The sequence below is a fragment of the uncultured Halorubrum sp. genome (assembly GCF_937146585.1).
In the GTDB taxonomy this organism is placed as follows: domain Archaea; phylum Halobacteriota; class Halobacteria; order Halobacteriales; family Haloferacaceae; genus Halorubrum; species Halorubrum miltondacostae.
In genome coordinates, this window is record NZ_CAKZRO010000014.1 from 1 (window position 1) to 19,855 (window position 19,855).

The following is a 19,855-nucleotide window of genomic DNA, read 5'->3' on the forward strand; positions in this document are numbered from 1 at the left end:
GGGTGACGTCGACCCCGGCGTCCGCGCAGCCGACGACGAGGCCGGCGACCGCGGCGAGGACGGGGTCGCCCGCCAGCCGGACCGCTTCGACCGGGTCGCCGGCCGCGTCGCCCGGGGCGAGGCCGCTCGCGTCCAGTCCCTCGTCGACGACGCGGCGCTTCCGCTCGATCGGGTTCGCCGGCAGCGACGAGGAGACCGCGCCGCGCTCGCCGAGCGCGGTCAACGACCCGAGCGCGGTGGTCGTCCCGCCCGGAATCGTCTCGGCGACGAGCAGTTCGGCGGGCTCGTCGGCCGGTCCGCTCTCCGGGTCGCCTCCGCGTCCGTCGCCGCTCGCAGGCGCGGCGAGCTCCGGCGCCAGCGCGCGAGCCCGCTCGAAGACGGTCGCCGCCTCCGGGACCGGCTCGGGGTCGCGGACGTCGCCGCCGGGCGCCGCACCGACGTCGCGGACCCGTGCCGCGGTGGGCGCTCCGAGCCCGGCGTCGACGAACTCGACCGGCAGGGCCTCCGGGCCGAGCAGCTCGCGGACCGCGCGAGTGACGACCGCGGGCGTCGGACACCCCGTCGGACTCACCGGCACGGGCGAGCCGGGCGCGGGGCGTCCCGCGTCGACGATCTCGAGGTCGGCGCTCGGCGTGTGGACGCGCAGCTCCGGGTCCGCGCCCGCGGCGCTGATCCCGTCGACGGCGGCCGTCTCGGTCGTCCCGGCGACGATCACGAGCCTCACGGCTCCCACCGGAACCCACCTCCGTCGCACCCGCGTGCCGGCGGCGCGGCGTCGAAGTGTACCACTACCGGTTCATCGATACAACTGGACTTTAATCGATCGACGCGCGGTGACCGATCCGAACGCCTCGACCGCCCGTCACAACTGACCGCGCGCTTCTGGCGAGTTCCCCGACTGAACGTCTCTCCACGCCGTGCGACGGCCACCCACGCGACCCGCGGAGCGAAGCGGTTAAGGGCGAACCGCGGGAATTCACGCTAACTCGCTGGTGCGGACACAGCGGGCACTCGCCGCCGGGACCGCGGTCGGACCGACCGCCGCGCGCCCCGGGACGAGACGACATGTGGCCCCTCGCGGCTGAATCGCAACCGTCCGCGGACACACAATGGCACGAAGCTTCTACTCGCACATCAAGGAGGCGTGGCGGTCCCCCAAGGAGGGGAAACTAGCGGAACTGCAGTGGCAGCGCAAGCAGGAGTGGCGCGACCAGGGCGCCATCGAGCGCATCGAGCGCCCCACCCGGCTGGACAAGGCCCGTGAACTGGGCTACAAGGCCAAGCAGGGCGTCATCGTCGCCCGCGTGAGCGTCCGCAAGGGCGGCTCGCGCAAGCAGCGCTTCAAGGCGGGCCGCCGCTCGAAGCGCCAGGGCGTCAACCGCGTCTCGCGCCGCAAGTCGATCCAGCGCATCGCCGAGGAGCGCGCCTCGCGGAAGTACCGGAACCTCCGCGTGCTCAACTCCTACTGGGTCGGTGAGGACGGCTCGCAGAAGTGGCACGAGGTCATCCTCGTGGACCCCGCCCACCCCGCGATCGAGAACGACGACGACCTGAACTGGATCTGCTCGGACGACCACAAGGGTCGCGCGTACCGCGGCCTCACCTCCGCCGGGACCAAGGGCCGCGGCCAGCGCAAACGCGGCAAGGGCACCGAGAAGACGCGCCCGAGCGTCACCTCGAACGACCGACAGGGCAAGTAACGTCGCCGTCGGCTTCGGTTCTCGTTTTTCTTCACCGACCCCGTCGCCGAGCGGACGCGCTCGTTCCCCGACGCGCTCGCCGTCGAACGCTCCCGACGCTCTCCCCCGTCGCGCTCCGGTCGCCGGCGGCGCAAGAGCAAAGACACCGCGTCGCATACCAACTGTAGTCATGGCGATCGCCACGTGACCGGGACCACCCCGATTCCGCCCGACGCGTTCGCGAGCGCGCTCGAGTCGCTCGACACGGACGCGCTCGCGACGCTCGTCGCCGACGCGTACGCGGCGACCGCCGACGCGGCCGACGCCGACCCGCCCCGAGTGACCGTGCGAAACGGGGACCAGCGGACCGAACTGCTCGTCGCCTCGGCCGCCGACGGGCGCGTCCCCGACGGCCCGGCCGACGCCGTCGTCGTCGCGACCGACTCGCTGCTCGACGACGATGCGCCCGAGGCCGACGCGACGGTCGTCTCTCCGGCGGACCTCCGACAGCGGCTCCTGTACGCCGTCCCGCCGGCGGCGGCGAACGAGATCGCGGACCGGATCCTCGGCGTCCCCGTCCGGTCCGCGTCGTACGACGCGGTCGCACCCGAGACCGGCGCTGCGGACGACTCCGGCGACGGATCGGTAGCCACCGACGACGAGGCGACCGCCGACGTCCCGAACGCCGACGACGCGAACGTCGACGACGCGAACGGCGACGACGCGTCGGGCGACGGCGACGCGGGCGATCTCGTCGGCGCGTCGATAGCGGCCGGCGCGTCGCGCGCTGACGACCGGCCGAGCGACCCCGCCCCCGAGGCACCCCGGAGCGGCGAGCCGGGCGACGATTCGACCGCCGCCGCTGCGAGCGATCGACCGTCCCGCCGGACCGTCGTCGCCGCGATCGCGGTCGTCGCGCTCCTCGTGGCTGCGGCCGGGGCCGGGTTCGCCGCCGGTGCCGCCGGGATCGGCGGGCCGGGCGGCATCGCCGGCGTCGGCGACGGCGGGGCGACCGACGCGGACGCGGACGGACCGACGGACGACGGCGGCGACGCGAGCGGTACGGACTCGGACGGCGGGAACACCGTGTCGGTCGCCGACGGCGATCCGACCGGCGAGGCCGCGCGGAACACGGCGCTGTCCCCGACCTGCGAGCGGTCCGCGCTTCAGGTCGTCCAGATCCAGATGAACGCGCTCCGGTACAACGACAACGCGACGAACGACGGCATCCGGACCCTCCGGGCGTTCGCGTCGCCGGAGAACAGGCAGGTCGTCGGTCCGGTCGGCGAGTACGTCGAGCTGTTCGAGACCGCCCGGTACGGCCCGATGCTCACGTACGACACCGCGGAGTACTCGGTGCCGGAGATCGCCGACGGGACCGCCGCGGTCGAGGTCGTCACGCGCGAGAACGGCACCGTGACCGGGCGCTACGAGTTCCGCCTCGTCCGGGTCGGCGGCGGGAGCGCCACCACGGACAGCTCGCTGGGCAGCGTCGACGACTGCTGGATGACCGACGCCGTGGCCGCGTCGGCGGAGTGAGCGCCGGCGTCGGGTCAGAAGCCGTCGCCGACCGAGCGGGCGTCGGCCGCGCCGCGTCTCGGTCGCCGCCGGGAACACGATTATATCCGCGCCGGCACTGGTCGGAGGCATGAGTCTCTCCCTCGACGCGACCCAGCTCGACCGCTACTCCAGACACGTGATCCTGGACGACGTCGGTCCGGAGGGGCAAAAGCGACTGCTCGACGCCAAGGTCCTCGTCGTCGGCGCGGGCGGGCTCGGCGCGCCGGCGATCCAGTATCTCGCCGCCGCGGGCGTCGGCACGGTCGGGGTCGTCGACGACGACGTCGTCGAGCGCTCCAACCTCCAGCGACAGGTGATCCACGGCGACGGCGACGTGGGCCGGAAGAAGGTCGACTCCGCCGCCGACTTCGTCGCCGACCTCAACCCCGACGTCGACGTCGAGCGCCACGAGCTGCGGCTCGACGCGAGCAACGCCCGCGAGCTGATCGCGGCCCACGACGTGGTCGTCGACTGCTCGGACAACTTCGCCACCCGCTACGTGGTGAACGACGCCGCCCGAATCGAGGGGGTCCCGGTCTCGCACGGGGCCATCTACAAGTTCGAGGGGCAGGTGACGACGCTCTCGCCCGACGGCCCCTGCTACCGCTGTCTGTTCCCCGAGCCGCCGGAGCCCGGGACGGTGCCGGACTGCGCCAGCACCGGCGTCCTCGGGGTCCTCCCCGGGACGGTCGGCTGCCTCCAGGCGACGGAGGCGGTGAAGCTGATCATGGACGTCGGCGACCCGCTCGTCGGTCGCATGCTGTTCTACGACGCGATGGACCTCTCCTTCGAGACGGTGCCGTACGCGCGGAACCCGGACTGCCCGGTGTGCGGCGACGACGGGATCGACACCATCGACGGGATCGACTACGCCGCCGGCTGTCAGATCGACGCCGCCTGACGGCCTCCCCTGACCGCGCTCACAGCGACCGGTCGGCCATCGCGGTCCCCGCGGTGACGCCGCCGTCCCCGTCGACGAACCCCGACTGCGCGCACCACCGGCAGTACCGGTAGCCGGCGCGGTTCTCGGCGCCACAGTGTCGGCAGACGACCGTCTCCCCGTCGGCGTTGAGCGGCGGCGGGCCGTCCCCGTCGTCGGTCTCGTCCGCTCCGTCGGGCTCCGGGTCCCGGTCGATCGCCAGCGCCGGTCCGACCTCGCCGTCGCCGTCCGCGTCCGACGACCGGGTCGCGACCGACCCGAGCAGCTCCGCGGGGCCGCGGTTCCGCCGGACGAGCAGCCACGTCACCGCGAGGTTGATCGCCGCCACGCCGACGAAGACCGCGGCGAGCGGCAGGAGCTGGTCTCCCGTCATGTGTGTCGTGTTACCACTCCAGCCGCTTGTGTCTGACGGTGAAACCCCCTTTCGCGTCCGGCGGGACCGCTCCAGAGTACTCTTCAGGCCGCCGGCCGAAGGGCCGCTCACATGAAGGAGACGATCCACACGGACGACGCGCCGGCGGCGGTGGGCGCGTACAGTCAGGCGACGACCGACGGCGACCTCGTGTTCACGGCCGGACAGATCCCCCTGACGCCCGACGGCGAGCTCCTCGACGACGCGTCGATCGCGGTCCAGACGGAGCGGGCGCTCGACAACCTCCTCGCGGTGCTCGACGAGGCCGGAGCGGCCCCCGAGGACGTCCTCAAGACGACGGTGTTCCTCGCCGACATGGACGACTTCGACGAGATGAACGAGACGTACGCCGGCTACTTCGACGAGTCGCCGCCGGCCCGCTCCGCGGTCGAGGCGGGCGCGCTCCCCAAGGGGGCCGGCGTCGAGATCGAGGCCGTCGCCGTCGTCGAGTAGATGAGCGACGGCGAGGGCGGACCCGACGCCGGGGGTGGCCCGGACGACGCGCCCGGCTCCGACGACGGTCGCGCGGTCGGCGCGCCCGCCACGCCGCGCGTCAGGGCGCGGTCCGCGGCGCTGTGGGGCGCCGTCGGCGGGTTCGCCTTCCTCGCGCTCGCGCAGGGGTACCGGCTCCTCGGTCCCGGGTCGCTGCCGGTCGGCTTCGGTGGGACGGTGCTCGTCGCGGTCGCCGTCGCGGTCGCGTCGGCCGGTCTCTCCTACGTCGCCGAGGCGCGACTGCGAGCGAAAAGAAGGACTTAACAGTCGCACCGGAGTAGCACGGAGTGAGCCAGGATGGCCGAGTGGTAAGGCGCACGCCTGGAAAGCGTGTTCCCATCCGGGATCGGGGGTTCAAATCCCTCTCCTGGCGCTTCGCTGTCGCAACAACGAGCGAGGAGCGACAGCGACGAGCGAGTACCGCGACAGCGAAGCGCCTGCGGATTTGAACCAGGGAGCGAAGCGAGCGGAACGACTGAGGTTCAAATCCCTCTCCTGCCGTTCTGTCGACGCCGACTACGGGCGAGGAGCGACAGCGACGAGCGAGTCCGGCGTCGACGAACACCTCCAAAGCCCGGGCCGCCTCGCGGCTGCCCCTTCGAGCCTCCCTCGACCACACAGCACCGCACCTCAAACCTCCCCAGCCTCGTCGCTGGCGGCCGACGCCGCCAGCGACTCCAGCGAGAATCGAATATTCTCCGGCAGCCGGGCGTGGCCCGACGACCTCGCGCGTGCTGGCTTCGCGGCCGCCCTCGGCGGCCGCTCGCAGGCACGCACCACCACATCGCCTTCTGACAAGCAACCGTGGTCGCTTCCGGGCGTTCGACTCTCATATCCTCGTAGTCGGTCGAATACGCGCCGATAACGTCCGATTCGGTCGCCTCGGACGCGTTCGCACACCGACACAAGATTCATATGTGTGGGTATTGTTGACACGGGTGACGATGCCAGACACGAAATCGGGCCGCGAGCGGAAAGGGAGGAACAAGCGCCGCCAACTCGAGAACCACCTCGCACGGCGCGAACTCGACGCGGACGACGAACCGCCGGAACCGTACGAGGAGGGGACAGACGCGGAGTTCCTCGCCGAGTCCGACGACGCGGCCCGGTGACCGGTCGCGTCCCGACCTCGTTTTCCATACCCCTTTCTCCCCGCGCCTGCCGCTGATCTCGCGTCGCGAAAGCTTTAGACGGAGGAGCGGCCTATCTCGGCGCAATGAGTCGCGGCCCCGAGCTGATCATCACGGAGAAAGACAACGCGGCGCGGCGCATCGCCGACATCCTGAGCGGCGAGTCCGCCACCGCGGACCGGATGAACGACGTCAACGTCTACGAGTGGGGCGGCAAGCGGTGTATCGGGCTCTCCGGCCACGTCGTCGGCGTCGACTTCCCCGCCGAGTACAACGACTGGCGCGACGTGGAGCCGGTCGAGCTCATCGACGCGCCCGTCACGAAGACCCCGACGCAGGAGGGGATCGTCGCCGCGCTCCGCCGGCTCGCCCGTAACGCTTCCCGCGTCGTCATCGCGACCGACTACGACCGCGAGGGCGAGCTGATCGGCAAGGAGGCGTACGAGCTCGTCCGCGAGGTGAACGAGGACGTCCCCGTCGACCGCGTGCGCTTCTCCTCGATCACGGAGAACGAGGTGCAGGAGGCGTTCGCGAACCCCGACGACCTCGACTTCGAGCTGGCGGCCGCGGGCGAGGCGCGACAGACGATCGACCTCACGTGGGGCGCGGCGCTCACCCGCTTCCTCTCGCTGTCCGCGCGCCAGCTCGGCGACGACTTCATCTCCGTCGGCCGAGTCCAAGGGCCGACGCTCAAGCTCATCGTCGACCGCGAGCGGGAGATCCAGGCGTTCGACCCCGAGTCGTACTGGGAGCTGACGGGCGAGCTGGCGAAATCGAGCGGCGACCCGTTCGAGGCGCGCTACTTCTACCTGAACGACGAGGGCAACGAGCGCGAGCGCGTCTGGGACGAGGCGGTCGCCGACACGCTCACCGAGGCGCTCGACGCGGCCGACGGGGCGACCGTCGACGACGTCACCCGACGGACCCAGACCGACGACCCGCCGACGCCGTTCAACACCACCGCGTTCATCCGCGCGGCGGGGTCCCTCGGCTACTCCGCGCAGCGCGCCATGTCGCTCGCGGAGGACCTCTACACCGCCGGCTACGTCACCTACCCGCGGACCGACAACACGGTGTACCCGGAGGACTTGGAGCCCGAGGAGCTGATCGCCGACCTCGGCGACTCACCGACGTTCGGCGAGGACGCCGCGAGCCTGCTCGACGACGACCGCGACATCGAGCCCACCGAGGGCGACGAGGAGACGACGGACCACCCGCCGATCCACCCCACCGGCGAGCTTCCCGCCGCCGCTGACCTCTCCGACGACGAGTGGGAGGTGTACGAGCTGATCGTCCGCCGGTTCCTCGCGACCTGCGCCGACCCCGCCACCTGGGAGCGGCTCCGCGTGGTCGCGCTCGCGAACGGCGAGGCGACGCCCATCGCCGAGCGCGCGGACGGCCTCGCGGCGCTCCGCGACGCCGAGGACGCGGCGAAGCCGGGCGACCTCGCCGCCGACGGCGGGCTGCGGCTGAAGGCCAACGGGAAGCGATTGCTGGAGGCCGGCTACCACGAGGTGTACCCGTACCGCTCTAGCGACGAGCGGATCGTCCCGGACGTCGAGGTCGGCGAGACGCTGGCGCTCTCGGACCGCACCACCGAGGCGAAGGAGACCCAACCCCCGCGGCGCTACGGGCAGTCACGCCTCATCGAGGAGATGGAGAAGCGCCAGCTCGGGACGAAGGCGACCCGGCACCGGACGATCGAGAAGCTGTACGACCGCAACTACGTCGAGAGCGACCCGCCGCGGCCGACGCGGCTCGCCGAGGCGGTCGTCGAGGCCGCGGAGGAGTTCGCCGACCGGATCGTGAGCGAGGAGATGACCGCCCAGCTCGAACAGGACATGGCGGCCATCGCGGCCGGCGAGAAGGCGTACGACGAGGTGACCCAGGCGTCCCGCGAGCTGCTCTCGCGCGTGTTCGACGACCTCACCGACTCCCGCGAGGCGGTGGGCGACCACCTCCAGACGTCGCTGAAGGCGGACAAGACCCTGGGCCCGTGTCCGGAGTGCGGCTCGGACCTCCTCGTCCGGAAGTCGCGACAGGGGTCGTACTTCGTCGGCTGCGACGGCTATCCGGACTGCGAGTACACGTTGCCGCTCCCCTCCACCGGAAAGCCGCTCCTCCTGGACGAGACCTGCGAGGAGCACGACCTCCGCCACGTGAAGATGCTCGCCGGCCGCAAGACGTTCGTCCACGGCTGCCCGCAGTGTAAGGCCGACGAGGCGGACGAGCAGGAGGACGAGGTGATCGGCGTCTGTCCCGACTGCGGGGAGGGCGCGGCTTCGCCGCGCAACGGAGGCGGTGAAGCCGCCGACGGCGGGGAGCTCGCGATCAAGCGCCTCCGCTCCGGCTCGCGGCTCGTCGGCTGTACGCGCTACCCCGACTGCGACTACTCGCTGCCGCTCCCCCGGCGCGGCGAGATAGAGGTCACAGACGAGCGCTGCGAGGAGCACGACCTCCCGCACCTCCGGGTCCACTCCGGCGACGAGCCGTGGGAGCTCGGCTGTCCGATCTGTAACTACCGCGAGTTCACGGCCCGCCAAGAGGGGTCGGAACTTCAGGCCGTCGAGGGGATCGGCGAGAAGACTGCCGCGAAGCTGAAGGACGCCGGCGTCGACGGCGTCGACGAGCTCAAGTCCGCCGACCCGGACGACCTCGCGGCAGACGTCGACGGCGTGGCGGCGGACACGGTCCGCGACTGGCAGGCGGACGCCGACTGACCGCGACCGCGTCACCGACCGCTCCGGCTCCGGCGCGATTCATAAATCCATAAACACATATGCGCGGAGTGTCTCGACTACCGACAGATGGGTGACCGCGACGCGGACTCGTCGGCCGACGACCGATCACCGTCGAGCGGCGACGCCGCCGCGACCGGGATCCTCCGGGCGTTCGTCGAAGCGGTGCCGACCCCGACGCTCGCCTGCGACCCGGACACGCTGGCCGTCCGCGCCGCGAACGCGCCGGCGGCCGACCTCGTCGGCCACGACCGCGGCACGCTGACGCTGATGGGCCTCCCGGACCTCGGCGAGACCGACGCCGCCGTCTCCGGCAAACCGATCGCGGACGTCGCGGGCGCCGCGTCCGCGTCCGGCTCCCCCGACTCCAACGGCGCGAACGCCGGGGTCGAGCGGTTCGAGTGGGACCTCCGGCTCGGCGACCCGGGACTCCGGGTCGACGCGGCGGTCCACACGGCGACGATCGCGGGGAGCGAGTGGCTCGTCGTCGGGCTCTCCGACGCCACCGCCCGCGTCGCCGCCGAGGCCGAGCGCGACGAGGAGCGCCGGCTCGTCGACGCGCTCGCCGACACCGTCCCGCTCGCGCTGTTCCGCTGTACGGAGGAGGGGACGCTCTCGCGGTGGAACGACCGACTGGCCGCCGACTCGGGCTACGACCCCACGTCGCTGTCCGGGCGGGCGCTCACGTCGCTGTTCGACGAGGCGACGCGGGACGCCGTCAGCGAGGCGCTCTCGCGGGTGTACCGCGACGATGAGGCCGCCACCTGCGAGGCGCGGCTGCTCACCCGCTCCGGGGAGCGACTCCCGTACCGCCTCTCCATCGGGCCGATGACCGACGGCGACCGGGTCGTCGGCGCGGTCGGCGTCGGCGAGGACCTCACCGAAGCGTCGCTGCGGGAGGAGCGGCTCGCGGTGTTGACCCGCGTGCTGCGGCACAACTTCCGGAACGACCTCAACGTGGTCACCGGGTTCACCGGGCAGGCCATCGACGCCGTCGACGACCCGGAGCTCGTCGGACAGCTCGAACGGGTCGTCGACACCGCCGAGCGGCTGCTGCGACTCGGCGAGACGTCCCGGAAGGTGGAGCGGCTGCTCTCCCAGCGGCCGTCGTCGCGACCGATCGCGCTCGCGCCCGCCGTCGACGCCGCGCTCGAATCGGTCGACCCGATGGTCTTCGACGGGGCCGCCGTCGACGTCGACGTCCCGGACGACCTCGTGGTCTCGGCGGTCGCGTTCCTCCCGGAGGCGGTCTCCGAACTCGTCGACAACGCGATCCGCCACAACGACGGCGACGAGCCGCGCGTCCGCGTGTCGGCGGCGGAGCTGCCCAGCGAGTCGTGGGTCTCGCTCGTCGTCGCCGACGACGGGCCGGGGATCCCGCCGGCCGAGCGCGCCGTCCTCACGGGCGAGGAGACGCCGCTCGACCACGCGAGCGGGCTCGGCCTCTGGTACGTGAACTGGATCGTCACCGCCGGCGGCGGGAGCCTCGACATCGTCGAGAGCAAGGCCGGCGGGAGCCGGATCGAGCTGTCCCTGCGCGTCGCCGACGCGCCCCCGATCGACGAGCAGGAGCTGTTCACCCCGGGCGACTGAGCCGACCGGCGGCGACGCGGCCGCCCCGTCGGCGCCGAGACCGGCCAGCCGCTCGCCTCACTCCACGAGCCGCAGTTCGTCGCCGACCGTCACCGACTCCGCCGCGCCCGCCGGCAGTTCTATGACGGTGTCGGCGCGGCCGCGACCCAGTCCGACGAACGGGTTGAGCCGCTCTTTCGCCGTCACCTCGCCGTCGACGAGCCACACCGCGTCGATCGCGAACGGGACGAACAGCATGTGGAGCCACTGCGTCTCGGGCTCGTCGAAGGGGAACACGAGCCCGTAGTCGTCCGGGATCGACCGCCGGAACATCAGCCCGCGGGCCTGTTCGAGCGTCGAGCGGGCGACGTCGACGTCGCTCGCGAGGACGGTCTCCGTCCGGTCGCCCGGCGCGTCGGGGCGGTGTACGAGTCGCACGCGGCGCACCTCGCCGCGGGCGAATAAATAGCCTCTCGTTCGGCGCTCAGCTCGCGCCGCCGTACGTCTCCTCGAGGTACTCGACGATGTCGTCGCTCTCGGGCATCCCCTCGACCCCGTGCTCCTCGTCGACGAGGACGGGCACGCCGGTCTGTCCGGAGACCTCCTCGACCTCGGTGCGATCGCCGTGCGAGCGCGGGACCATCACCGAGTCGTACTCCAGATCGAGGTCGGCCAGCTTCGTCTTCACCTTCGCGCAGTACGGACAGCCTTCGAGCTCGTAGAGCGTTAGATCTACCATCGCCCTTCCGTACGGCTTGGATCCGTAAAGAGGTGCGGCCGCCGATGTGCGCGGCGCGCACGGGCGAGCGAGGCCTTATCAGCGCCCACTGAGTTCGGCGGTCTTCCGGCTAGATATGTTCGAAAATGGGGGAAAACGGAGCGTTCGATTGGCGAGACGGCGGAACCGGTGGAAGTCAGTTTTCGGCCGACTTCCGGCTCGCGGGTCGCTTTCGCTCCCCGCTCGCCGTTCGAGGTTCCTTCGAAACCTCGCTTACATCGACTGCGTCAGGCGAGGCCTGACGGTCTATGGAAATCTGTCTCCGACAGATTTCACATAGCGCCGCCCATGCCGCCCATGCCGCCCATGCCGCCGCCGGGGGCGCCGCCCTCGTCGTCGCCGCCCGCCGTCGAGAGGTCGCCCGCCGAGATGATGTCGTCGATTTTCAAGACCAGGTTCGCCGCCTCGGCCGCGGAGGCGATCGCCTGCTCCTTCGCGTGGGCCGTCTCGACGACGCCCGCCTCGGCCGTGTCGACGACCTCGCCGGCGAACACGTCGAGCCCGGCGTTCTGGTCGCCCGCCTCGTGGGCCGCGCGGAGGTCGACCAGCAGGTCGATCGCGTCGAGGCCCGCGTTCTCGGCGAGCACGCGCGGGATCAGCTCGAGGGAGTCAGCGAACGCCTCGACCGCGAGCTGCTCGCGACCGGTGACGGAGTCGGCGTAGTCGCGCAGCCGGCGCGCGATCTCGACCTCGACCGCGCCGCCGCCGGGCAGGGTCCGCCCGTCGGAGACGGTCGTCGAGACCACGTCGAGCGCGTCCTGGATGCCGCGCTCCAGCTCGTCGACGACGTGTTCGGTGGTGCCGTACAGGAGGAGCGTGACGCCGTGGGCGTCCTCGCCCTCGACGTAGAACAGCTCCTCGTCGTCGTCGCGCTCGACCGAGCCGACCGCGAGGTCGTCCGCGGTCAGGGAGTCGAGGTCGGTGACGATCGGCGCGCCGAGGACGTTCTTCAGGAAGGTCAGGTCGGACTTCTTCGTGCGGCGGACCGCGAGCACGCCCTCCTTCGCGAGGTAGTGCTGCGCGAGGTCGTCGATGCCCTTCTGACAGAAGACGACGTCGGCGCCGGAGTCGACGATCTGGTCGACCTTCTCGCGGAGCTGCTTCTCCTCCTGGTCGAGGAACTTCTGGAGCTGGTCCGGGGAGTCGACGTTGACGGAGGTGTCGACGTCCGCCTCCTCGACCTCGATCGGGTCGTTGAGGAGCAGGACGTTCGCCGACTCGAAGTCGGTCGGCATGTCGTCGTGGACCGGGTCCTTATCGATCGCCGCACCGGTGAGCAGGCGGGACTCGCCCGCGGCGCGCCCGGTGCGCGTCTCGATGTTCAGGTTCGCCAGGTCGACGACGTGGGAGCCGTCGTCGGCCTCGACCGTGACGCCCTGTACCGCGCGGACGACGAGGTCGGCGAGCACGTCCTTGTCGAGCTCGGCCCCCTTGCCGGTCATGGACGTCTCGGCGACGTTCTGGAGCGTCTCGGTGTCGTCGGGGTCGACCGCCGTCGCGACCTCGTCGACCTGCTCGCGGGCGTACTCGCTCGCGAGGTTGAACCCCTTGATCACGGCCGTCGGGTGGATGTCCTGTTCGAGGAGGTCCTGCGCGTTCTTCAGCAGCTCGCCCGCGATGGCGACCGCGCTGGTCGTCCCGTCGCCGGCCTCGTCCTCCTGCGTCTCGGCGACCTCGACGACCATCTCGGCGGTCGGGTTGTCGATGTCCATCTCCTGGAGGATGGTGACCCCGTCGTTGGTGATGGTGACGTCGCCCATCGAGTTGACGAGCATCTTGTCCATCCCCTTCGGTCCGAGCGTCGACCGAACGGACTCGGCGACGCCGCGCGCCGCGGAGATGTTGTACTCCTGTGCGTCCTTGTCCTGGACGCGCTGGGCGTCATCGCCCATGATGATCATCGGCTGACCCTGCTGCATTCGCTGACTCATACAGCGTTTGATTGATTGTGATTCTATATAAATGTCTCGTTGGGGGACGAGCGCCCGATCCCGGTCGGCGCCGTGGTGCCACCGACGAAACCGCCGGACACCACGGGTTTCGGCCGCGATCCGTGCGGAGAGTTAGCATTGATCTCTCTCGCTCCGACCGAGCCCATTCGACGCCGTTTATATACTTCGGTCTCGGGGCTCGCTCACCCCGGCACGCGGCCCGCCAGCAGGGCGGCGTCGACGAGCAGCAGGACGGCCAACGCCCCGCTCGCGAGCAGGTAGGGGCGGGCGACGGACGCCAACTGGGCGGCACCGGGGACGCTCGCGCCGCCGGCGAGTCGGTCGACCGGGAACCCCTCGGCCATGTACCGACCCCACCCGACGTCGGGGTCGACCTCGCGGCGCATCCGGAGCACGCCGAGCTCGACGAGCCCGTTCATCGCGCCCCACAGCGAGAGCATCGCGAGCACGGCCCACCCCCGACTGGTCGTCACGAGCGCATCGAGGGGCGTGTACAGCCGCCAGACCATGTACGCGCCGGTGAGGGGGAGGACCACCCCGGTCCAGCGCGTGACCACGAGGAGGCGGTGCGCGGCGTCGACGAACGCCTCGCGGCCGAGCGTCCCGTCGGTCGCCCGCGGTACGGTCGCGTAGACGACGTACAGCGTCGCGCCGGTCCACAGCGCGCCGGAGACCACGTGGAAGACGAAGGCGGTCGTGAGCAGCACACCGTGCCGTCCGGCCGACGCCGGCATAAATTCCGGCCCGCGGTGCCGCGCTTCGGGACCGCGGCGTCACGGGAGCGTCAGCGTCCCCTCGTACCGGTGCGTGCCGTCGACAGTCTCGCGGTACTCGTACGCGGGCGGGGGCTCGATCCCCCACTCGCGGAGCCGCTCGTCGACCCCGTCGACGTAGGTGACGAGGAACGAATCCCGGTCGCGGAGCGTCGGCGGCGTCCGGGTGTACTCCGTCTCGAACCGACACCGCGCGGTCCGCCCGTCGTCGTTGACCTCGATCCGGATCCGGAGGTCCGAGCGCAACCGCTCGCGGACCGGCGGCGGGTCGCCGCGGAGGTGCCCCTCGCCGAACGCGTCGATCGCGGCCAGCGCCTCGTTCGGGACGTGGTTCACGGCCGCGGATACGGGCCGGCGACACGAATCTCTGCCGCCCGCGCGCCGCCGGATCGGCGCGGCCGACGACGGTGACGGTCCGCCGTCGATTTCCGACCGCGGTGCGCGGACGAAAACGGACGTACACGCGCTCGGAAACAGGTTTAACCCGGTTGAGCCCCTGCTGATCGATACCCACTCGTTTATGAATGGACGCTCCGTCGTCGAGTCGATACGCTCGTTCAGATCCGAGGTCGATCCCGTGCCCTTCGCCGCCGGCGCGCTGGCAACGTTCGCGTTCCTCGCGTACACGGCGGCCGACACGGAAGGCGCCGCCGCCGCGATCGACGCGGCGTTCGTCACGTTCGGCCAGGGGCTCGCGTGGCTCTACCTCGGCACGGTGCTCGCGCTGGTCGGGGCCGCCGGCTACCTCCTCGTCAGTCGCTACGGACGCGTCCGCCTCGGCGAGGGCGACCCCGAGTACGGGACGGCGTCGTACGTGGCGATGTTCTTCTCGGCCGGGCTGTCGGCCGGCATCGTCTTCTTCGGTCCCGTGGAGGCGCTGTTACACTACCAGACCGTCCCGCCGCTGTTCGCGGGCGAGGTGGCCGCGGAGTCGAGCGCGGCGGCGGTGCCCGCGGTCGCGTACACGGTCTTCCACTACGGCGTCAGCGCCTGGGGCGGGTACCTCGCGATCGGCATTCCGGTCGCGTACTTCGCCTACCGGCACGACGCTCCGTTCCGGGTGTCGACGGCGCTGTACCCCGTGCTCGGTCCCGACCGGCTCGACGGCGTCGTCGCCCGGACGGTCGACACGCTCGCGGTCATCGCCACCATCGGCGGCATCGCGACCGGACTCGGCTTCATCGCGACGCAGCTCCTGACGGGCGTCACGTTCCGCACCGGGATCGCCTTCGGCGACGCGGAGACCGTCGCGGTCATCGTCGGGATCACGGTCCTGTTCACCCTCTCGTTGGTGGCCGGCGTCAGCCGCGGCATCCGCCGCCTCTCCGTGTTCAACATCGCGATCATGACGCTGCTGCTCGGCGTCGCGCTCGTCGCCGGACCGACGACCGACGTGCTGAACGTCGGCGTCGCGGCGCTCGGCACCTACGCGACCTCCTTCTTCGAGATGAGCCTGTTCACCGGGAGCGGCGTCGAGGGAGGCGCGGGGTGGACGGCCGCGTGGACCGTCTTCTACTGGTCGTGGTGGATCGCGTGGGCGCCGTTCGTCGGGCTGTTCCTCGCGCGCATCTCCCGCGGCCGCACGATCCGGTCGGTCGTTGCCACCGCGTTCGGCACGATGACGGCGGTCTCGGCGCTGTGGTTCACCGTCGTCGGCGGGACCTCGATCCGGCTTCAGGAGTCCGGTGCGGTCGACGTCCTCGGCGCTGTCGGCGAGTTCGGCGACGGCGTCTCCGGCTACGTCATCTTCGGGGCGTTCCCCGGCGGCGAGCTGTGGCAGCTGCTGTTCCTCGTGTTGGTGACGACGTTCTTCCTCACCTCCGCCGACTCCTCCACGCTCGCGGTCGGGATGCTCACGACCGGCGGGAGCCGGGAGCCGTCGGGCGCGAACCGCGTGTTCTGGGGCGTCCTCCAGGGCGCTATTGCCTCGGTCCTCGTCGTCGTCGGCGGCGCGACCGCGCTCCGGTCGTCGGTGATCGTGACCGGCGCGCCGTTCGCGCTCGTCTGCCTCGTCGCCATGGGCGGGTTCGTCCGGTGGCTGTCGGCGTCCGAGGAGCCGCTGCCGGCCGACGACACCGACCGCGCGCCGAACCGCACCTCGGTCCCGCCCGCGACCGTCGCCGAGGACGACGACTGACCTCCGTCTTCGTCGCGACCATCCCACATCGTCGTCCCGACCATTTCCCCGCCTCGCCCCGCGGCGATCGAAATCGGCTTGCTGCGGACGCCCGCACGTCGAGTTATGTCGCTGGCAGCCGACACCCGCGAGGCCGTTCGATCGCGCCCGTTCGTCTTCGACGCGCTCCGCGCCGGACTCCTGAACCACAGCGCCGCGGCCGCGTGGCTCGCCGAGGCCGCCCCCCTCGACGGCGACCCGGACGCGGTCGCGGCCGCCCTCCGCCGCTTCCGTGAGGACCTGCCCGCGTACGCCGCGGAGTCGCGGGCGGTGACCGTCTCGATGCGCAGCGGCGTCGGGCTCTCGGCGGCCGACGACGCGACCGAGGGCGACGCCGGGGAGCCGCTCCTCCGCGTCGGCGACGCGGCGCTCGTCCCGGAGGGCGACCGCACGGCGATCGTCGCGACCGGCGACGTCGACGCCGGGGCGCTCGCGGCGGCGCTCCGCCGGCTGGCCGTCCGGGACGTCGACGTCGCGGCCGCCGGGGTCGCGGGAGACGCGCTCGTCTGCGTCGTCGGCCGGCGCGACGGGCCGGACGCGGTCCGCGTCGTCGAGGCGTCGCTCGACGCGGTGCCGACGACCGACTCGGCCTGACGGGCGGTCGACCGCCGCCGCGCTTCCGGTCGCACTCGAGTCGCGGCCTCGCCACGTTCTCGACGCCCCGCAGCCTCCGAAGTCCCTAAGAGCGGCGCGGCCCCAGTACGGGTATGCAGTCGCTCGTCATCGTCGCGCACGGCTCCCACCTCAACCCCGAGTCGAGCGCGCCGACGTACGACCACGCCGACACGATCCGCGCCACCGGTGCCTTCGACGAGGTCCGCACCGGGTTCTGGAAGGAGGAGCCGCACTTCCGAGAGGTGCTCCGCACCGTCGAGGGCGACGAGGTGTACGTCGTCCCGCTGTTCATCTCGGAGGGGTACTTCACCGAGCAGGTGATCCCCCGCGAGCTCCGCCTCGCCGGCTGGGACGTCTCGGAATGGGACTCCGACGGCCTCTCGGCGGACCAGGCGACGCTCGTCGCCGAGGACATCGACAGGGAGGTCCACTACTGCGGCCCGGTGGGGACCCACCGCGCGATGACCGACGTGATCGTCCGCCGCGCGGAGTCCGTGACGAACGACGCCGACGTGGGCGAGGGGTTCGGCCTCGCGGTCGTCGGCCACGGCACCGAGCGCAACGAGAACTCGGCGAAGGCGATCGAGTACCACGCCGACCGGATCGCCGAGCGCGACCGCTTCGACGAGGTGAAAGCGTTGTACATGGACGAAGAGCCCGAGGTCGACGACCTCCCCGAGCACTTCGAGAGCGACGACGTCGTCCTCGTCCCCCTCTTCATCGCCGACGGCTACCACACCCAGGAGGACATCCCGGAGGACGTGGGGCTCTGTGAGGACCACACCGAGGGGTACGACGTGCCCGAGACGGTCGACGGCACGCGGATCTGGTACGCGGGCGCGGTGGGGACGGAGCCGCTCATGGCCGACGTGGTCTTGGAGCGCGCCGCCGACGCCGGCGCCGACCTCGGGACGGCGCTCGACGACGTGCGCGAGACGACCCGCGTCGCCACGGGGGACTGACCGTGAGCGACCCCACCTCCGCGGAGGCCGACGCGGCCGACGACGAACCCGCTGAGGACGCGCCCGCCGTCCCGGACGTCGAGCTCCCGAGCGAGGCGTTCGACGCGGTCCTCGACGCGCTCGCCGACCGCGAGCCGGGGAAGCCGGTCCGGTTCGAGGGGTTCAGCGCCGCGCCCGACGAGGGCGACGGCTACGTCTTCGCCGCCGGCGACCGGCCGAAGACGATGGGCGAGGGCGAGCTCCACGAGGCGCTCGCGGAGCGCGCCGCCGCAGTCACCGACTGGTACGTCTTCGAGCGCGTCGTCGGCGAGTTCGGCCCGCGCCGCGCGTTCCTCCGCTGGATCGAGGACGCGGACGGCGAGACCGTCGCGACCCGGTACGCTGCCCTCGCCGAGGGGATCGAGCGCGCCTGGGGCGAACTGCGGATCACGGCCACGGTCACCGACCGCGGGGAGCGCCGCTACGACGTGCGCCACGCCGACGACGCCGGCGTCCCGGTCGACGAGCTCGACGCGTACGAGGACCCCCTCGACGCCCGCGATCTGGTCACCTTCGACGAGCAGGGGCGGTACCGCCCGCTCAAGACGGCCCCGTCGCTCGCCGGCGGCTGGGCGTTCCCCGACCTCGGCCCGCGCGACCTCTACGAGACGGTGGAGACGATCTACCCCGCGACCGTCGCCAACTGGCACCGCGAGCGGGAGGGCGAGCTCGACGTGACCCACTGGCGCGAGACGATGGAGCGCCAGTCGGGCATCTACGGCGTCGTGAAGACGTGGGACCGCGGCGAGGGGTACGAGCACGTCAACTGGGTGGCAGAAGCGTGCTGCGACGACTCGCAGTGTCTCAAGCGCCGAGAGTGGCAGTACGACGACGAGACCGACCTCGACGTCGACGGCGGCGACGGCGCGTTCCCCTGCCGCGAACCCTGCTCCGTGGTGGTGTCGGCCGCGCGGAAGTGGACGCGGCTGGAGAGCGAGCAGCCGCGGACGTACGAGTTCGACCTGACCCCGAGCGAGAAGGAGCAGGTGGAGGCAATCATCGACGCGGTCGCCGACGGCCGGACCGACGAGATCCGCGAGGCGGACACGAAGGAGGGGGCGAACCGGTACCGCACCCGGTTCCTCCGCGCGAAGCTGTTCGACGACGAGGGCAACCTCGGCGGCGTGCCGACCGAGCCGGACGAGGAGTGACCTGCCCCGCGGCCCGAATCCGACCGGACGCGCCCGAAACATCGCCGCGCCCCGCAGGCTTTTCTCGGCTCCCCTGAAACGGTGGGGCAATGAACGCCGTCACGTTGGGCCCCGCCGGCACGTACTCGCACCGCGCCGCGCGCGCCGTCGCCGCCGAGGTGTCGTTCCGCGAATCGGTCACCGCCATCGTCGACGCCGTCGCCGACGGCGAGTTCGAGCGCGGCGTCGTCCCCATCGAGAACAGCATCGAGGGCTCCGTCACGGAGAGCCTCGACGCGCTCGCGGAGTACGACGTCTCCGTCACCCGCGAGGTCGTCACGCCGATCCGGCACGCCCTCCTCGCGCAGGACGACTCGTTCGAGGTCGTCGCGAGCCACTCGCAGGCGCTCGCGCAGTGCCGCAACTGGCTGGAGGCGAACTACCCGAGCGCCGGCCTCGAAGCGGTCGCCTCCACGGCCCGCGGCGTCGAGCGCGCCCGCGAGGACGCCCGCGTCGCCGGGATCGGCCACCCGGACAACGCCGGCGACGACCTCTCGACCCTCGCCGAGGACATCCAGGACCGCACGTCGAACGCGACCCGGTTCCTCGTCGTCGCGCCCGAGGCCGCCAGGGCCGACGCCGGCGGGAAGACCACGCTGATCGTCTACCCGAACGCGAACTATCCCGGCCTCCTCCTAGAGCTGCTGGAGGCGTTCGCCGACCGCAACCTCAACCTCTCGCGGATCGAGTCGCGCCCGAGCGGCGAGCGCCTCGGCGACTACCTGTTCCACTTCGACGTCGACGCGGGTCTCTACGAGGACCACATGGCGAAGGCGGTCGAGGACGTCGAGGCCATCGCGGACAAGGGGTGGGTCAAGGTGCTCGGTTCGTACGACACCGAACACGT

At 71.7% G+C, this 19,855-nt stretch carries 19 protein-coding genes, 1 tRNA gene and 1 pseudogene; 14 read left to right on the forward strand and 7 right to left on the reverse strand.

From position 1 onward, the window contains the following. Positions 1-733, reverse strand: a pseudogene (locus tag Q0116_RS01065) (TIGR00303 family protein); the annotation flags it as partial. A gap of 376 nt (positions 734-1,109) precedes the next feature. Here Q0116_RS01065 and Q0116_RS01070 point away from each other — a divergent pair. From Q0116_RS01070 to moeB, 3 genes are all read left to right on the forward strand, one after another. Beyond that, complete coding sequence (locus Q0116_RS01070) at positions 1,110-1,700, forward strand: 50S ribosomal protein L15e (protein WP_049931415.1); 591 nt, start codon at positions 1,110-1,112, stop codon at positions 1,698-1,700. A 183-nt stretch (positions 1,701-1,883) separates the two neighbouring features. Beyond that, the gene (locus Q0116_RS01075; protein WP_297884672.1) at positions 1,884-3,218 is read left to right on the forward strand and encodes a hypothetical protein; all 1,335 of its coding nucleotides are present in this window, start codon (positions 1,884-1,886) and stop codon (positions 3,216-3,218) included. A gap of 109 nt (positions 3,219-3,327) precedes the next feature. Beyond that, entirely contained in the window at positions 3,328-4,140 is an 813-nt protein-coding gene (gene moeB, locus Q0116_RS01080) for a molybdopterin-synthase adenylyltransferase MoeB (RefSeq protein ID WP_297884674.1), read from the forward strand. Positions 4,141-4,159: 19 nt separating this feature from the next. Here moeB and Q0116_RS01085 read toward each other — a convergent pair whose 3' ends face one another. Continuing rightward, positions 4,160-4,552, reverse strand: coding sequence for a zinc ribbon domain-containing protein (locus tag Q0116_RS01085; protein WP_297884676.1), 393 nt, complete (start codon positions 4,550-4,552; stop codon positions 4,160-4,162). A gap of 111 nt (positions 4,553-4,663) precedes the next feature. On the opposite strand from Q0116_RS01085, the gene Q0116_RS01090 reads away from it, so the two are divergent. From Q0116_RS01090 to Q0116_RS01115, 6 genes are all read left to right on the forward strand, one after another. Continuing rightward, positions 4,664-5,044: a Rid family detoxifying hydrolase gene (locus Q0116_RS01090; protein ID WP_297884678.1), complete on the forward strand. Its 381-nt coding sequence runs from the start codon at positions 4,664-4,666 to the stop codon at positions 5,042-5,044. Further along, complete coding sequence (locus Q0116_RS01095; RefSeq protein ID WP_297884680.1) at positions 5,045-5,347, forward strand: hypothetical protein; 303 nt, start codon at positions 5,045-5,047, stop codon at positions 5,345-5,347. 27 nt (positions 5,348-5,374) lie between these two features. Beyond that, positions 5,375-5,456, forward strand: a tRNA-Ser gene (locus Q0116_RS01100). Between the two features lie 571 nt (positions 5,457-6,027). After that, the gene (locus Q0116_RS01105; protein WP_297884682.1) at positions 6,028-6,195 is read left to right on the forward strand and encodes a hypothetical protein; all 168 of its coding nucleotides are present in this window, start codon (positions 6,028-6,030) and stop codon (positions 6,193-6,195) included. A 104-nt stretch (positions 6,196-6,299) separates the two neighbouring features. Further along, entirely contained in the window at positions 6,300-8,933 is a 2,634-nt protein-coding gene (locus tag Q0116_RS01110) for a DNA topoisomerase (RefSeq protein WP_297884684.1), read from the forward strand. 87 nt (positions 8,934-9,020) lie between these two features. Further along, on the forward strand, positions 9,021-10,544 hold the full coding sequence (locus Q0116_RS01115) for a PAS domain-containing sensor histidine kinase (RefSeq protein WP_297884686.1): 1,524 nt from the start codon (positions 9,021-9,023) through the stop codon (positions 10,542-10,544). A gap of 57 nt (positions 10,545-10,601) precedes the next feature. Here the strand turns inward: Q0116_RS01115 and Q0116_RS01120 are convergent, their stop codons facing one another. From Q0116_RS01120 to Q0116_RS01140, 5 genes are all read right to left on the reverse strand, one after another. Beyond that, entirely contained in the window at positions 10,602-10,970 is a 369-nt protein-coding gene (locus Q0116_RS01120; RefSeq protein ID WP_297884688.1) for a DUF192 domain-containing protein, read from the reverse strand. 37 nt (positions 10,971-11,007) lie between these two features. Next, complete coding sequence (locus Q0116_RS01125) at positions 11,008-11,262, reverse strand: glutathione S-transferase N-terminal domain-containing protein (protein ID WP_297884690.1); 255 nt, start codon at positions 11,260-11,262, stop codon at positions 11,008-11,010. A gap of 311 nt (positions 11,263-11,573) precedes the next feature. Further along, the gene (gene thsB / locus Q0116_RS01130) at positions 11,574-13,220 is read right to left on the reverse strand and encodes a thermosome subunit beta (protein WP_297884704.1); all 1,647 of its coding nucleotides are present in this window, start codon (positions 13,218-13,220) and stop codon (positions 11,574-11,576) included. 215 nt (positions 13,221-13,435) lie between these two features. Further along, entirely contained in the window at positions 13,436-13,960 is a 525-nt protein-coding gene (locus Q0116_RS01135) for a copper resistance protein CopD (protein WP_297884692.1), read from the reverse strand. 66 nt (positions 13,961-14,026) lie between these two features. Continuing rightward, positions 14,027-14,362: a hypothetical protein gene (locus tag Q0116_RS01140; RefSeq protein ID WP_297884694.1), complete on the reverse strand. Its 336-nt coding sequence runs from the start codon at positions 14,360-14,362 to the stop codon at positions 14,027-14,029. 241 nt (positions 14,363-14,603) lie between these two features. Here Q0116_RS01140 and Q0116_RS01145 point away from each other — a divergent pair, with 241 nt between their 5' ends. The 5 genes from Q0116_RS01145 to pheA form a co-directional block, all read left to right on the forward strand. Next, positions 14,604-16,163: a BCCT family transporter gene (locus Q0116_RS01145; RefSeq protein ID WP_297884696.1), complete on the forward strand. Its 1,560-nt coding sequence runs from the start codon at positions 14,604-14,606 to the stop codon at positions 16,161-16,163. A 105-nt stretch (positions 16,164-16,268) separates the two neighbouring features. After that, the gene (locus Q0116_RS01150; RefSeq protein WP_053771862.1) at positions 16,269-16,796 is read left to right on the forward strand and encodes a hypothetical protein; all 528 of its coding nucleotides are present in this window, start codon (positions 16,269-16,271) and stop codon (positions 16,794-16,796) included. Between the two features lie 113 nt (positions 16,797-16,909). Then, positions 16,910-17,779: a CbiX/SirB N-terminal domain-containing protein gene (locus tag Q0116_RS01155; RefSeq protein WP_297884699.1), complete on the forward strand. Its 870-nt coding sequence runs from the start codon at positions 16,910-16,912 to the stop codon at positions 17,777-17,779. Between the two features lie 2 nt (positions 17,780-17,781). Continuing rightward, complete coding sequence (locus Q0116_RS01160; RefSeq protein ID WP_297884701.1) at positions 17,782-18,969, forward strand: DR2241 family protein; 1,188 nt, start codon at positions 17,782-17,784, stop codon at positions 18,967-18,969. An 89-nt stretch (positions 18,970-19,058) separates the two neighbouring features. Next, on the forward strand, positions 19,059-19,855 hold a 797-nt coding region (gene pheA / locus Q0116_RS01165; RefSeq protein WP_297884702.1), incomplete at its 3' end, for a prephenate dehydratase.

Excerpts from the sequence above, each read along its gene's own strand:
- Q0116_RS01115 (WP_297884686.1), top strand. The coding sequence starts at position 9,021 with ATGGGTGACCGCGACGCGGACTCGTCGGCCGACGACCGATCACCGTCG.
- Q0116_RS01155 (WP_297884699.1), top strand. The coding sequence starts at position 16,910 with ATGCAGTCGCTCGTCATCGTCGCGCACGGCTCCCACCTCAACCCCGAG.
- Q0116_RS01070 (WP_049931415.1), top strand. The coding sequence starts at position 1,110 with ATGGCACGAAGCTTCTACTCGCACATCAAGGAGGCGTGGCGGTCCCCC.
- Q0116_RS01105 (WP_297884682.1), top strand. The coding sequence starts at position 6,028 with ATGCCAGACACGAAATCGGGCCGCGAGCGGAAAGGGAGGAACAAGCGC.
- Q0116_RS01085 (WP_297884676.1), bottom strand. The coding sequence starts at position 4,552 with ATGACGGGAGACCAGCTCCTGCCGCTCGCCGCGGTCTTCGTCGGCGTG.
- thsB (WP_297884704.1), bottom strand. The coding sequence starts at position 13,220 with ATGCAGCAGGGTCAGCCGATGATCATCATGGGCGATGACGCCCAGCGC.
- Q0116_RS01110 (WP_297884684.1), top strand. The coding sequence starts at position 6,300 with ATGAGTCGCGGCCCCGAGCTGATCATCACGGAGAAAGACAACGCGGCG.
- Q0116_RS01150 (WP_053771862.1), top strand. The coding sequence starts at position 16,269 with ATGTCGCTGGCAGCCGACACCCGCGAGGCCGTTCGATCGCGCCCGTTC.
- Q0116_RS01090 (WP_297884678.1), top strand. The coding sequence starts at position 4,664 with ATGAAGGAGACGATCCACACGGACGACGCGCCGGCGGCGGTGGGCGCG.
- Q0116_RS01125 (WP_297884690.1), bottom strand. The coding sequence starts at position 11,262 with ATGGTAGATCTAACGCTCTACGAGCTCGAAGGCTGTCCGTACTGCGCG.
- moeB (WP_297884674.1), top strand. The coding sequence starts at position 3,328 with ATGAGTCTCTCCCTCGACGCGACCCAGCTCGACCGCTACTCCAGACAC.
- Q0116_RS01095 (WP_297884680.1), top strand. The coding sequence starts at position 5,045 with ATGAGCGACGGCGAGGGCGGACCCGACGCCGGGGGTGGCCCGGACGAC.